The following is a 14,651-nucleotide window of genomic DNA, read 5'->3' as shown; positions in this document are numbered from 1 at the left end:
TCATGCCTACTCGCACCCCGCGCAGAAGTGCCCCACGGCCGCGGCCCACGGCAGGCCGGATCGCGCGCAACACGACCCTGGTGATCATCTCCCTGGTGTGGGCACTGCCCACCTGGCTGCTGCTCGTCAACGCCCTGGTGCCGGCCGCCGACTACAGTGGCGCGCCCCACTGGTGGCCCCAAGGGTTCGGCCTCTTCGACAACATGTCGCAAGCATGGACGCAGGCGGAACTGGGCCCCGCCATGGGCAACAGCCTCCTCTACGCCGTCACCAGCGCCGCAGCCGCCATCCTGGTGGCCACCACGGCCGCCTTCGCGACCGTCATCATGCCGGTCAAGCACAAGACGCTGTGGTTCTGGCTGATCTACTCCGGAACCCTGCTGCCGCTCCAGGTCTTCCTGCGCCCCCTCTTCCTGGCCTACGCCGACACCGGCCTCTACGACGCCCAGTTCGGGCTGTTCCTGGTGTACGTGGCGATCGCCATCCCGTTCGCGTACTTCATCATGCGCAACTTCGCGCTGACCCTCGCGCCGGAGATCATCGAGGCCGCCAGGATGGACGGTGCCTCGTGGTGGCGCATCTTCTGGCAGATTCACGTGCCGCTGTCCCGGTCCGCCATGGTGGCCGCCTTCGTCTTCCAGTTCGTCGCCGTCTGGAACGACCTCCTGTTCGGCATCACGCTGTCCACCAGCAGCAACATCCGCCCCGTCATGGCCGCGCTGGCCGAACTTCAGGGCAACTACTCCAATGTCGGGCCGCCGGTCGTGCTCGGCGGCGCGCTGCTGGTCTCGCTGCCGACCGTCGTCCTGTTCTTCTCCGCGCAGCGCTTCTTCGTCAGCAGCCTCAAGCTCCACGGCTGAGCCGCATTCCTTCCGCCCCTCACCGATCCACCTTCTTGAAAGGCAGACCGTGGTGAAGACACCCCTCCCCGCCGCACTGGCCCTCGCCGTCCTCGCCGGAGCGCTGTGGGCGACTCCCGCCGCCGCAGCCGACAGCGACCGGCAGACAGCTCCCTCCACCTGGGCCGAACGCGCCACGGCCAGCTACCGCTCCCTCCAGCAGCACCTCTACCAGGGGCCGCAGGAACACGGCCTGTACCTGGAGAAGACACCGCGTACGGAACAGGAGAACGCCCACTCATACCTCTGGCCCCTGCGTGAGGCGGCCGCCGCCACCGTCGACATGTCCGAACTGCCGCGCATCGGCGACCGCTACGACCGTGACGCCGCCGAGCGGTTCACGACCCTGCGGCTCTACTTCAACCCCCGCGACGGCAGGTCCGGATACGACTCCTACCTGCCCGCCCCGCTCGGCCAGGGCGGCGACGTCTTCTACGACGACAATGCCGTCGTCGGACTCACCTTCCTCGACCAGTACCGGACGACCGGCAACAAGCTCTACCTCGAGCGGGCAGCGGAAACCTACCGAGTCGTCACCCGGGCATGGGACACCGACCCGGCCAAGCCGTGCGCCGGCGGAATGCACTGGGTCGACTCCCCCAGCAACTACATGCGCGCAGCCAACGTCACCGGCCTGTCCGCCCAACTGGCCGCGGAGCTCTACGCCATCGAGCGCGAAGACCACTACCTCGCGAACGCGAAGAAGTGGTACGAGTGGAACTGGTCGTGCCTGCGCCGGTCCCCCGGTCTGTACGACAACAGCCGTGACGACGACGGCAGCACCAACAAGACCCTCTGGTCGTACAACTCCGGCGCGATGATCGGCACCGCCACCACGCTCTACCGCGCCACCGGCGACCGCACATACCTCGACCGCGCGGTCCAGGACGCCGAGGGCTCGCTCGCGTACTGGAAGCAAGGGGACCGGCTGCACGACCAGCCGGCGATCTTCAACGCCTTCTACTTCGACAACCTCCGCATCCTCGACGAGGTACGGCCCAACCGCGAATACCGCAAGACGGCCGCCGCCTATGCCGAGCGGACCTGGAAGGACAACCGGACGCCCACCGACGGCCTGTTCCGCTTCCAGCCCTCCGGCGGCGGCGACCACGCCCCGGACGCACAGGCCGAAACCCTCCACCAGTCCGCGATGATCCAGATCTTCGCCGGGCTCGCCACCGACCGTTCCTGACCCCTCGTCGCCCCACGCCTCGAACAGCACGCCCCGGCACCACACACGAGTGGAGACCTCTCCCATGCCCCGCCCCGCACTTGCCCGTCCCTCCTGGTGGGACTCGAACATGGCCCGAGACATCCTGCGCGAGCGCGCGGTGTCCGCCGAGGGGCTCCTCGGCGGACACCGGATCACGATCTCCTGCGAACCTCTCCTTCGCCACGACGGCGCGGGCGGCCTGCTGCAGTCCGTCCGCGTCACGGCCGGCCGGCCGCTCACCCGCGCCCGCGTCACCACCCTCACCGGCCAAACCCTGCGCTGCGAGGTCCTGCCGGGGCCGGGGTCGGACACCCGCCTCCTGGTTCCCGAAGCGGACACGCCCACGACCGTCCTGGTCGAGCTGCCCGAGCTGGCCGACGGAGAGAGCGTCGAGGTCCTGCTGACCCCACAGCGCCACTGGACGCTGCACCTGGTCCAGCACGCCCACCTGGACATCGGTTACACGGACCCGCAGAGCACCGTGCTCGCCGAGGGGCGCAAGTACCTCGACTCCCTGCTCGAACTGTGCCGCACCACGGACGAGTGGCCCGACGCGTCGAAGTTCCGCTGGGCGGTCGAGGGCTTCTTCAGCTACGAGAACTGGTCACAGAACCGGCCGCCGCGACAAGTAGCGGAATTCCTCGACCGAGTCCGCGAGGGGCGCATCGAACTGGCCGCGATGCCCTTCAACCTGCACACAGAGACCTGCTCCACCGACGAGCTGCACGAACTGCTGCGCCCGATACGCCAGTTGCGGGAACAGCACGGCATCGACATCACCACCGCCATGCAGACGGACGTACCCGGTCAGGTCGTCGGACTTCCCGACGTCCTGGCGGCCAGCGGGATCCGCTATCTCTCGGTCGCCCACAACTGGGCGGGACGCGCGGTCCCGCACCACGTCGGGGGCCAGGATCTGCCGCGCCTGTTCCGCTGGCGGGCCCCCAGCGGCAGCGAGGTGCTCGTCTGGCGCACGGACACCCCGCACGGCCTCGCCTATATGGAGGGGTCGATCCTCGGCTTCGACGAATCCTTCGACCGCGTCGACGATCTGCTGCCGAACTACCTCTCCGCCCTGGCCAGTCATCAGTATCCGCACGAGGGCCGCGGAATCCCCGGATTCCCCATCCTGGACGAGGAGTTCAAGGGCGACCCCTACCCGTGGGACATTCTGCACCTGCGGGTCCTGGGCAAGTTCGCCGACAACGGACCGCCGCGCCGCATCATCGCGGACACCGTGCGCCGGTGGAACGAGGAGTGGGCCTTCCCCGTCCTGCGCACCTCACGCAACGAGGACTTCTTCAAGGACGCCGAGGAACGCCTCGGCGACCGGCTCGAGACCTTCGAGGGCGACTGGACGGACTGGTGGGTCGACGGCGTCGGCGCGGGTGCCGTGCCGCTGGCCGCCACGCGCGACGGGCAGGCGGCGCTCGCCGACGCACAGACCGTCGCGGGCTACGCCCAGATCCTGGGCGCGCCGGACGCGGCACGGATCACCGGGGCCGCGCCTGAGGTGTACCGCGCGGCCTCCCTGTTCAACGAGCACACGTGGGGTGCGGGCGACCCCTGGACGCACGGCGACCACGGCCACGCCTCGGGCGAGCCGCAGTGGCACTGGAAGTACGCCCAGGCCCTGCACGCCCACGACGGCGCACGCACCCTGCTCGACTCCGCGAGCGCGGCACTGGGGGAACGGCTGTCTCCGCGCGCAGGGACGCTCGCCGGCTACTACATCGTCAACACGTGCAGTTGGCCGCGGTCCGAGGCGGTCCGCCTCTTCCTGCCGGAGAGCACCGTGCCCCTCGATGACCCGGTGCGGGTCGTCGACTCCCGCGACGGCACACCTCTGGCGGTGACGCAGGAGGAGCAGAGCAACGAACTGCACCGGGCGGCCGGGCGTTTCCTCCTGTTCCGGCTGGCTGACGTACCGGCCCACGGGGCGGTACGCGTGGACGTCGAGTCCGCTGCCGCGGCCGGGCACGTGGTGGAGGAGCCCACACCGGGCGAAGCCCCCACGGTCCTGGAGAACGAGTATCTGCGCGTCCACGTCGACCTGGCGTCCGCCTGCATCGACTCGATCCTGGACAAGCGGACGGGAGCCGAGCTGGTCCGGCAGGACTCCACCGTCGGCTTCAACGGCTACCTGTACGACGAGTACGCGACGGCCGGCGGCTTCAACCACCAGTCGAGCAAGACCACGGCCAACGCCTCGATGCATCTGCTGGCCACGCGGAATACGGCTTCCCCGGCGGCCTTGGTGGAACGGACGTCGGACGCGACCGGGCAGACGCTGGTCTACGAGTGCGCCCCGGCCGGCACCCGGCGACTGCGGGTCAAGGTCCACCTGCCGCATGCGAGTGCACGGATCGACCTGGAGAACCGGATCGACAAGGCCGCGACGCTGACCAAGGAGAGTGCGTTCTTCGCCTTCCCCTTCGCGATGGGTTCTCCGGTCCTACGGATGGAAGCCACGGGTGGAGTCACCGGAACGGGGCTGCCCACGGTGCCCGGTTCGGCCCGGCACATGCGGGCGATCCGCCGCTGGGTCAGCCTCCAGGAGGACGGCACCAGCGCCGCGCTGGCCACCCAGGATGCGCCGCTGATCCAGGTGGGCGGGGTGGCCATCCCGTATGTGCCCTACCCGCAGTCACTGGCCCAGGAAGAGCCGGGCACGGTGTTCTCGTGGGTTCACAACAACATCTGGGACACCAACTTTCCCTCGGAGCAGGCCTTCGACCACGTCTTCCGCTACAGCGTCGGATGGCAGGAGACACCCGCCGCAGGTGGTGCGGTGCTCGGCATGCGCACGGCCGCCGTCGGCAGCCGGCCACTGATACCCGTACGAGCCGGCCGTGCCCCTGAACCCCACCCCAGCGCCTCCCTCGCGCTGCTGGCACTGGATGACCCACGCGTGCGGGTCGTGGGCCTGACGGTGCCGCAACCGGGACGCCTGCTGGTGCGGTTGCAGTCCTTCGCCGAGGAACCTCTCACGTGCCGACTCACACCCGGCTTCGCCGTCACCGCCGCGACGTCGGCCGACTATCTCGGCTCCGCGGGTCCCGCACTGCAGGCCGACACCGACGGCTCCCTGCCGGTACCCGTGCCGCGGCTCGGCACCACGGCAGTGTTGCTGACACCGGCGGATACGCACGACCTTGAGTGACGTTGCCCGCACCGAGGGGCTCTGTTCGGCCGCGCGGTCGAACGGGGCCCCTCTCTCGTACACGGGCAGGGCTGATTCAACACCGTGGCGAGCTCAAAGGGACATCGGTCCGATCGAGTGGATTCGCAGGGACGCCTACCGCAGGAGGGCCTTCCATCGGGCTCGGGATGGTGCCGTTGCACCCTCATCCCCGATCCGGAAGAAGTGCACCGACATGCGACGTACTCACTCCCGACGCCTGCTCGCAGCTGCGATCTTGGTGGCGTCCGTACTGGCCCCGATGGGGGCGGTTCCCGCTGCTGCTGGTACTGCCACCCGCCAGGCGGATGTCGACCGTCACGACCAGGACAAGCACCATCCGAGTGGCTTCAGCCGCGACATGACCTCGCGGCTGGACAAGGCCGTCGAAAAGGTCCGCCGGGAGGCCAACATCCCCGGCGTCGCCGTCGGGCTATGGATGCCGGGCAAGGGACGCTACGTACGCGCGAGCGGGGTTGCCGACACCGCCACCGGTAGGCCGATGACCACCGACCTCTACACGCGGATCGGCAGCGAGACCAAGACCTTCACGGTCACCGCCTTGCTCAAGCTCGTGGACGACGGGCGGATCCGGCTTGACGACCCGATCTCCCGCTACGTCCGCGGCGTGCCGAATGGTCACCGCATCACGCTGCGCCACCTCGCCGAGATGCGCAGCGGCCTGTTCCCGTACACCGACGACCCGGATTTCGTGCACGATCTGCTGAGCGACCCGGGCCGCTCGTTCGGCCAACGGGAAGTCCTCGCGTACGGCTTCAAGCACCGCAATACCTTCGCGCCGGGCAAGCAGTTCCAGTACTCCAACAGCAACCTGGTCCTTCTAGGTCTGGTGATCGAGAAGGTCACCGGTCATCGCGTCGCCGACGTCATCCACAAGCGGGTGCTCCACCCGGCCCACCTCGATCACACGCTCTTTCCCAGCGGCCCCGAGTTCCCCGAGCCGCACGCGCGCGGCTACACCAACCAGACGCTGAGCGGAAAGGTCGAGGACTCCACCGACTGGAACCCCAGTTGGGCCGGAGCTGCCGGGGCGATGATCTCGAACCTGCACGACCTGCGCCGTTGGGCCAAGACCGTCGCCACTGGGACGCTGCTCCGCCCGGAGACCCAGAGGCAGCGGCTTCGGATGCTGCCGACCGGCCACCCCGGTACGAGCTACGGTCTCGGCATCTTCAAGACCGGCGGCTGGATCGGGCACAACGGCTCCATCCCGGGCTACGAGAGCGTGACGGTCTACCTTCCCTCGCAGAAGGCGACCTTGGTTCTGCTGCTCAACACCGACATCACGCATGAGGGCCAGGAGCCGTCCTCGCTGGTCGCCCGAGCGATCACTGAAGTCGTCACCCCCGACAACGTCTACGACCGCCCGGTCCCCCGCGCTGGTGCCGCATCAGCCAACGTTCACCCTGGTGCGACATCTCGCCCCACCCGTCACCCGTAGGCGTCCACTGCCATAGTCGGGGCATGAACGGTGACTTCTTGGTCCGGCACCATCACCAGTTGACCGCGTGGCTGAGGGATGGTGACGCTGAAAGCCTCGACGCATTCCTGGGCGCGCACCACGATGCCTTCGAGCTCGTGACGACAGATGGAGTGATCCTCGACCTTGAGACGCTGCGAGGCTCCCTGCGCAGTGCGGGCGGCAGCCGGCCTGGATTGTCGATCGAGGTCGAGGAGATCACCAGCGTCACCCCCGAGGTGTACCGGTTCCTGGAGCGCCACAGCGTGGACGGCGCTGTCCTGGACGTGCGGGTGGTGACGGCCGTGATGGGGGACGGGTTGCTGCTCAGTGTGCAGGAGACCGCCCGCCGGTAAGGACAGACGTTGCCTGATGCGGCCCCTGGAAGCCACTGTTGCAGAGCGACGACCAGGGACAGCTGCTGACGTTCCGCGGCGAGGGCCTGCCCCTGGCTTGCACCGCAGACGAGCCTGCCGTGGGAGAGCGGATCACTCCCCGCCCTCAAGGTCGCCCTCTGTCTCCAAGTACGCCTGGCGCAGGGCATCGAGAGCCGCTGCGTCCGGCTTCTCCCACATACCCCGCGACTCCGCCTCGAGGAGCCGTTCGGCGATGCCATGCAGCGCCCATGGGTTGGCCTCTTGGAGGAACTGGCGGTTGACCGGGTCCATGACGTAGGTCTCAGTGAGCTTGTCGTACATCCAGTCGGCAACCACGCCGGTCGTGGCGTCGTAACCGAACAGGTAGTCCACGGTGGCGGCTAGTTCGAAAGCGCCCTTGTAGCCGTGGCGGCGCATCGCCTCGATCCATTTGGGATTGACCACGCGGGCCCGGAAGACTCGGGACGTCTCCTCGACGAGGGTGCGGGTGCGGACCGTCTCGGGGCGGGTGGAGTCGCCGATGTACGCCTCGGGGGCGCTGCCACGCAGGGCACGGACGGTGGCGACCATGCCCCCGTGGTACTGGAAGTAGTCGTCGGAGTCGGCGATGTCGTGTTCGCGGGTGTCCGTGTTCTTCGCGGCGACCGCGATGCGCTTGTACGCGGTCTCCATCTCGTCGCGGGCCGGGCAGCCGTCGAGCTCGCGGCCGTAGGCGTAGCCGCCCCAGACGGTGTAGACCTCGGCGAGGTCGGCGTCGGTACGCCAGTCACGGGAGTCGATGAGCTGGAGCAGGCCGGCACCGTAGGTGCCGGGCCGGGAGCCGAAGATACGGGTGGTGGCGCGACGTTCGTCGCCGTGCGCTGCGAGGTCGGCCTGGGCGTGGGCGCGCACGTGGTTGGCTTCGGCGGGTTCGTCGAGGGAAGCGGCCAGGCGTACGGCGTCGTCCAGCAGGCCGATGGTGTGCGGGAAGGCGTCACGGAAGAAGCCCGAGATGCGCAGCGTCACATCGATGCGGGGGCGGCCCAACTCCGCGGACGGGATGATCTCCAGGCCCGTCACACGGCGGGAAGCATCGTCCCAGACCGGGCGCACGCCCAGCAGGGCCATGGCTTCGGCGACGTCGTCCCCGGCGGTGCGCATCGCGCTTGTGCCCCACAGGGAGAGACCCACGGACGTGGGCCAGTCACCGTTGTCGGCGCGATAGCGCTCAAGCAGGGAGTCCGCGAGGGCCTGTCCGGTCTCCCAGGCCAGGCGGGAGGGGACGGCCTTGGGATCGACCGAGTAGAAGTTGCGGCCGGTCGGCAGGACGTTGACCAGGCCGCGCAGGGGTGAGCCGGAGGGCCCCGCCGGCACGAAACCGCCGTTCAGGGCGTGGACGGCGTGGTCGAGTTCATCGGTGGTCGCCGACAGGCGGGGGACCACCTCGCGGGCTGCGAACTCCAGGATGGCGGCGACCTGTTCGCCGTGTTCGGTGGGGACGGCGACACAGTCCCAGTCGGCTTCCTCCATCGCCTCGACCAGGGCGCGCGCCTTGTCCTCCGCCTCGTCCGCGGTGGTGCGGGTCGCAGCCGACTCGTCGAGGCCGAGGGCTTCGCGCAGCCCGGGCAGCGCCGTCGCGCCGCCCCAGATCTGGCGGGCGCGCAGGATGGCGAGAACGAGATTGACTCGGTCCCCGCCCTGCGGCGGCGCACCGAGTACGTGCAGGCCGTCGCGGATCTGGGCGTCCTTCACCTCGCACAGCCAGCCATCGACGTGCAGCAGGAAGTCGTCGAACCCGTCGTCGTCGGGGCGGTCGGCCAGGCCGAGGTCGTGATCCAGCTTGGCGGCTTGGATGAGGGTCCAGATCTGGGCCCGGATGGCCGGGAGTTTCGCCGGGTCCATGGAGGCGATCTGGGCGTATTCGTCGAGGAGCTGTTCCAGGCGCGCGATGTCGCCGTAGGAGTCGGCGCGCGCCATCGGCGGGACGAGGTGGTCGATGAGGGTGGCGTGGACGCGGCGTTTGGCCTGCGTGCCCTCGCCGGGGTCGTTGACGAGGAAGGGGTAGATCAATGGCAGGTCACCGAGGGCTGCGTCCGGGCCGCAGGCGGCGGACAGGCCGGCGTTCTTGCCGGGCAGCCACTCCAGATTGCCGTGCTTGCCAAGATGGATCATGGCGTCGGCGCCGAAGCCGCCGTCTTCCTGTGCGGCGGCGATCCAGCGGTACGCGGCCAGGTAGTGGTGCGAGGGTGGCAGATCCGGGTCGTGGTAGATGGCGATGGGGTTCTCGCCGAAGCCGCGCGGCGGCTGAATGACGATCAGCAGATTGCCGTGGCGCAGAGCGGCCAGGACGATGTCACCCTCGGGGTTGCGGCTGCGGTCGACGAACATCTCGCCGGGCGCCGGGCCCCAGTGCTCCTCGACGGCGGCCCGCAGCTCCTTGGGCAGCGTGGCGAACCAGCGCCGGTAGTCCGCCGCCGGCACGCGCACGGGGTTCTTGGCGAGTTGTTCCTCGGTGAGCCAGTCCTGGTCGTGGCCACCCGCCTCGATGAGCGCACGGATCAGGTCGTCGCCGTCACCGGAGGCGAGGCCGGGCACATCCGTCGCGCCGAAGTCGAAGCCCTCCTCGCGCAGGCGGCGCAGGAGCGCGACCGCGCTGGCGGGGGTGTCCAGGCCGACCGCGTTGCCGATCCGGGAGTGTTTGGTCGGATACGCGGACAGCACCAGGGCGAGCCGCTTCTCGGCGGCCGGGATGTGCCGAAGCCGCGCGTGGCGCAGGGCGATTCCGGCGACGCGGGTGGCGCGCTCGGGGTCGGCGACGTAGGCGGGCAGACCGTCCGCGTCGATCTCCTTGAAGGAGAAAGGCACCGTGATGAGACGGCCGTCGAACTCGGGGACGGCGATCTGGCTGGCGGCGTCCAGCGGGGAGACACCCTCGTCGTTCTCGGCCCAGGCGGCCCGCGAGCCGGTGAGGCACAGGGCCTGCAGGATCGGCACGTCCAGGGAGGTCAGGGCGCCTGCGTCCCAGGACTCGTCGTCGCCGCCGGCGGAGGCCTGGGCGGGCTTCGTGCCGCCGGCCGCGAGGACCGTCGTGATGATCGCGTCCGCGGCCCGCAACGTCTCGATGAGTTCCGGTTCGGGAGCGCGCAGGGACGCCACGAACAGGGGCAGCGCGCGTCCGCCCGCCGCTTCCACGGCATCGCACAGGGCGTGCACGAAGGCGGTGTTGCCGCTCATGTGGTGGGCGCGGTAGTAGAGCACGGCCACGGTGGGGCCGTCGTCCGGCGTCTGGCGGGTGGACCGCTCCAGGGGCCCCCAGGAGGGTGCTGGTGCGGGTGCGTCGAAGCCGTGGCCGGTGAGCAGCACCGTGTCGGACAAGAAGCGGGCCAGCTGTTCCAGGTTGGCCGGGCCGCCATGGGCCAGGTAGGCGTGGGCCTCGGCGGCGATCCCGACGGGGACCGTGGAGGCGGCCATGAGCTGGGCGTCCGGTGCCTGTTCACCGGTGAGGACCACCACAGGACGCCCGTCGGCGAGCAGCAGGTCGAGCCCGTCCTGCCATGCGCGGATGCCACCGAGCAGGCGTACGACGACCAGGTCCACGCCGTCCAAAAGTGCGGGCAGCTCGTCCAGGGTCAGCCGGGACGGGTTGGCGAAGCGGAAGCTCACCGGGCCGGTGGCAGCCCGGGCGCTGAGCAGGTCCGTGTCGGACGTCGACAGGAGCAGGATGGAGGAATGCGTGGGGTGTCCCCCGGAAGAATGCGGCATGCGCTGGCGGCCTTCCTCGGGGTGTCCGCGCCCCGGGCGGTGTCGGACGGCGGGAGTTCCTGGCTCGCCCGACCCTCACGGATCGGGCTCACAGTGGCGGGACCGCGCCGGATTCGCACCGGGCTTCCTCCCTGTCGCCGTCGTGGCGATGGCAGACCTGATGATCCACCAGGAGCATAGTAAGGGTCGACGTCTCGGTGCGGGGAGTACGTCCAGTGTGATGGTCGGTATGCTCGCCGCCATGCCCTCGGCCCCCCTCCATCCCTCGTCCCAGGCCACAGCCGCTTTTCGGGACCGCGATGACGCATGCCCGGGCGCCTTGCGGCTGCACTCCGCGAACGACGGGGCGCTCGCCCGCGTACGCCTGCCCGGGGGCGTTCTGCGCACCGATCAGGCCGCGGCGCTGGGACGTGCCTCTCTCGAACTCGGGGATGGTGATGTTCATCTCACCTCACGCGGCAACGTCCAGTTGCGTGGCCTGGACGCGTCCGACGGCGAAGAGCTGGCGCGGCGTCTGGCCGCTGCGGGACTGCTGCCATCGCCCCGACACGATCGGGTCCGCAACATCGTGGCGTCGCCGCTGTCCGGTCTCGATGGCCGCGAACACTTCGACGTACGGCCGTGGTTGACCGCGCTCGACGGCCTGCTGTGCGCGAGTGACACGGCGAGCGGGCTTTCGGGGCGGTTCCTGTTCGCCTTGGACGACGGACGCGGTGACGTCGCCGCGCTCGACGCCGATGTCACGCTGCGTGCCACGCCGGACGAAGGAGCCCTCCTGCGCATGGAGGGCTGCGGCGTGCTGCGCGTGGCCGCCGACGACGGGCCTCGCTCCGCACTTCTCGCGGCCGAGGTCTTTCTCGAGGCGAGCGGCGGGCAAGCATGGCGTGCGGCCGAACTGCCCGCCGAGATCGGGGACTTGACCGCTTCGGTCGTACGTCGTCTGGTGTCGTGCGGCATACCGGTTTCCGGGCCGGACAAGACCCCTTGGCCCCTTGCGACGAAGCCGGAGCCGGAGCCGGGCATCGTCACCGCACCCGACGGCGCCACGACCCTGTCCGTCCTGGCCCCGCTCGGCCGCATATCGGCCGCCCAGTGGGTCAAGTTGACGAGCACCGCTTCCCGGGAGCTGCGCCTGACACCCTGGCGTGGTGTGGTCCTGCCCCACTCCCCCGCCGAGCTCCTGCCCGGCCTCGCCGCGGCCGGGCTCGTCACCTCCCCGGCCTCCGCCTTGGCAGGCGTCGGCGCGTGCATCGGGCGTCCGGGCTGCGCGAAGGCGAAGGCCGACGTCCGGGCTGACGCCGCCGCGACGAGTACGGACACGGGGGGTGCGGGCGGCCGACTCCCGGTGTACTGGTCGGGATGCGAGCGCCGCTGCGGACACCCACGCGGGGACCACGTGGACGTGGTCGCCGGGCACGGCGGCACCTACCAGATCTCCGTCCACCGTGCCGGCCGCACGCGGACCGTCACCACGCACGACAACCCCTCACAGCGGGCCGCCGCCCTGGCAGTGGCCCGCCAGGACAACGCATGACTAGGAGCACGGTGTTCGAGTACGAGAAGGACGGCCCGGCGATCTACCGGCAGTCCTTTGCCATGATCCGCGCCGAGGCCGATCTGGTGGGCCTGCCCGCCGACGTGGCCCAGGTCGCCGTTCGGATGATCCATGCCTGCGGGATGGTCGACCTCGTCCGCGACGTCACCTACACCCCGGACGTCGTCTCCCGCGCCCGTGCCGCCCTGCGCGCCGGGGCGCCCATCTTCTGCGACGTCCAGATGGTGGCCAGCGGCGTGACCCGCAAGCGGCTGCCCGCCGAAAACGACGTGCTGTGCACGCTCTCCGACCCGTCCGTCCCCGAACTGGCCGCCACGTTGGGCACCACGCGCAGCGCGGCCGCCCTGGAACTGTGGCGCGACCGCCTCGAGGGCTCCGTGGTCGCCGTCGGAAACGCACCCACCGCGCTCTTCCGACTCCTCGAGATGATCGAGGAGGGGGCGCCCCGGCCCGCCGCCATCATCGGCGTCCCGGTCGGCTTCGTCGGCGCGGCCGAGTCGAAGGACGCGCTGGCCGACCATCCCTTGGGCCTGGAGCACTTGGTGGTACGCGGCCGTCGCGGCGGCAGCGCCATCGCGGCCGCCGCGCTCAACGCCATCGCAAGCGAGGAAGAGTGACCGTGAGCGGCAAGCTGTACGGCGTCGGGCTCGGCCCCGGTGACCCGTCCCTGATGACCCTGCGGGCCGTCGAGGTCATCGCCGAGGCGGATGTGATCGCCTACCACAGTGCCCGGCACGGCCGGTCCATCGCCCGCTCGATAGCGGCGAAACACCTGCGCGCCGACCACATCGAGGAACCGCTGGTCTACCCGGTCACCACCGAGACCACCGACCACCCCGGCGGCTACAAGGGCGCCATGGAGAACTTCTACACCAAGGCCGCGGCCCGCCTGGCGACCCACCTCGACGCGGGCCGCACTGTCGCGGTGCTCGCCGAGGGCGATCCGTTCTTCTACGGCTCCTACATGCACATGCACAAGCGGCTCGCCGACCGCTTCGACACCGAGGTCATCCCCGGTGTCACCTCCGTGTCCGCCGCGTCGGCACGCCTGGGCACGCCGCTCGTCGAGGGCGAGGAGGTCCTGACGATCCTGCCGGGCACCCTGCCCGAGGAGGAACTGACCGCCCGCCTCGCCGCCACGGACACTGCCGTGGTCATGAAGTTGGGGCGCACGTTCCCCAAGGTGCGCGGCGCTCTGGAGAGTTCGGGGAAACTCGGCCGGACCCGGTATGTCGAGCGGGCCACCATGAGCGGGGAGCGCCTGGCCGAACTGGCCGACGTGGAGCCGGAGACGGTCCCGTACTTCTCGGTCGCCGTACTGCCGAGCCAGGTCGACGCCCCCTGCCCCGAACGGGAACGCGGCGAGGTCCTCGTGGTGGGCACCGGTCCTGCCGGCCCGCTGTGGCTGACCCCCCAGACTCGAGGCGCCCTCGCGGACGCCGACGACCTGGTCGGCTACACGACCTATCTGGACCGCGTACCGGTGCGTCCCGGCCAGCAGCGGCACGGCTCCGACAACCGCGTGGAGGCCGAGCGCGCCGAATTCGCCCTGCAACTGGCCCAGCGCGGACGTCGGGTGGCCGTCGTCTCCGGGGGTGACCCGGGGGTGTTCGCGATGGCCACGGCCGTCCTGGAAACTGCTGCCGAGAAGGAGTACGCGGACGTTCCGGTGCGCGTCCTGCCAGGCGTGACCGCCGCCAACGCGGCTGCCGCCCTCGCGGGCGCCCCGCTCGGGCACGACTACGCGACGCTGTCCCTGTCCGACCGGCTCAAGCCCTGGGAAGTGATCGCCGAGCGGTTGCGTGCGGCGGCGACTGCCGACTTGGTGCTCGCCCTGTACAACCCCGGCTCACGCAGCCGCACTTGGCAGGTCGGCAAAGCCCGCGAGCTGCTCCTTGAGTACCGGGCGCCCGATACTCCTGTCGTGGTCGCGCGGGACGTCGGCGGACCCGACGAGCGGGTGCGCATCGTGCGCCTCGCCGAACTGGACCCTGACGTGGTGGACATGCGCACGATCCTGCTGGTCGGCTCGTCCCAGACGCGGGCCGTGCAGCGCGGGGACGGCGAGGAGATCGTCTGGACGCCACGCCGCTACCCAGAGGCGTGAATCGGCGGTGGGGGGGGGGGGGGGGGGGGGGGGGGGGGGGGGGGGGGGGGGGGGGGGGGGGTAGGGGGGGGGGGGGGGGCTTATTAACGACACAGATG

General features: G+C 70.2%; 9 protein-coding genes and 1 riboswitch. Of the genes, 8 read left to right on the top strand and 1 reads right to left on the bottom strand.

Features of this window, described 5'->3' with window-relative positions:
- Positions 1-2: 2 nt before the first annotated feature.
- From ACZ5U5_RS16685 to ACZ5U5_RS16665, 5 genes are all read left to right on the top strand, one after another.
- Positions 3-860 (top strand): carbohydrate ABC transporter permease, encoded by an 858-nt coding sequence (locus ACZ5U5_RS16685; RefSeq protein WP_469021809.1) that lies wholly within the window; start codon positions 3-5, stop codon positions 858-860.
- Between the two features lie 52 nt (positions 861-912).
- Entirely contained in the window at positions 913-2,091 is a 1,179-nt protein-coding gene (locus ACZ5U5_RS16680) for a glycoside hydrolase family 76 protein (RefSeq protein WP_469021807.1), read from the top strand.
- Positions 2,092-2,155: 64 nt separating this feature from the next.
- A complete protein-coding gene (locus ACZ5U5_RS16675; protein ID WP_469021804.1) occupies positions 2,156-5,275 on the top strand; it encodes a glycoside hydrolase family 38 N-terminal domain-containing protein in 3,120 nt (1,039 codons plus the stop codon).
- A gap of 214 nt (positions 5,276-5,489) precedes the next feature.
- Complete coding sequence (locus tag ACZ5U5_RS16670; protein WP_469021801.1) at positions 5,490-6,755, top strand: serine hydrolase domain-containing protein; 1,266 nt, start codon at positions 5,490-5,492, stop codon at positions 6,753-6,755.
- A gap of 23 nt (positions 6,756-6,778) precedes the next feature.
- A complete protein-coding gene (locus tag ACZ5U5_RS16665; RefSeq protein ID WP_469021798.1) occupies positions 6,779-7,129 on the top strand; it encodes a nuclear transport factor 2 family protein in 351 nt (116 codons plus the stop codon).
- 132 nt (positions 7,130-7,261) lie between these two features.
- Here ACZ5U5_RS16665 and cobN read toward each other — a convergent pair whose 3' ends face one another.
- Positions 7,262-10,891 (bottom strand): cobaltochelatase subunit CobN, encoded by a 3,630-nt coding sequence (gene cobN / locus ACZ5U5_RS16660; protein ID WP_469021796.1) that lies wholly within the window; start codon positions 10,889-10,891, stop codon positions 7,262-7,264.
- Positions 10,892-10,928: 37 nt separating this feature from the next.
- Positions 10,929-11,057, bottom strand: a riboswitch (cobalamin riboswitch).
- A 75-nt stretch (positions 11,058-11,132) separates the two neighbouring features.
- On the opposite strand from cobN, the gene cobG reads away from it, so the two are divergent.
- The 3 genes from cobG to ACZ5U5_RS16645 are packed head-to-tail and all read left to right on the top strand — an operon-like array spanning position 11,133 to position 14,553.
- The gene (gene cobG, locus ACZ5U5_RS16655; RefSeq protein WP_469021794.1) at positions 11,133-12,425 is read left to right on the top strand and encodes a precorrin-3B synthase; all 1,293 of its coding nucleotides are present in this window, start codon (positions 11,133-11,135) and stop codon (positions 12,423-12,425) included.
- Positions 12,426-12,436: 11 nt separating this feature from the next.
- On the top strand, positions 12,437-13,063 hold the full coding sequence (locus tag ACZ5U5_RS16650; protein WP_469022459.1) for a precorrin-8X methylmutase: 627 nt from the start codon (positions 12,437-12,439) through the stop codon (positions 13,061-13,063).
- A 2-nt stretch (positions 13,064-13,065) separates the two neighbouring features.
- Positions 13,066-14,553, top strand: a complete 1,488-nt coding sequence (locus ACZ5U5_RS16645; protein WP_469021791.1) for a precorrin-2 C(20)-methyltransferase — start codon at positions 13,066-13,068, stop codon at positions 14,551-14,553.
- The last annotated feature ends 98 nt before the right edge of the window (positions 14,554-14,651 follow it).

The sequence above is a fragment of the Streptomyces sp. NPDC033177 genome (assembly GCF_055577715.1).
Note: the sequence above shows the minus strand (reverse complement) of the source record. Positions and strands in the feature narration are given on the sequence as shown.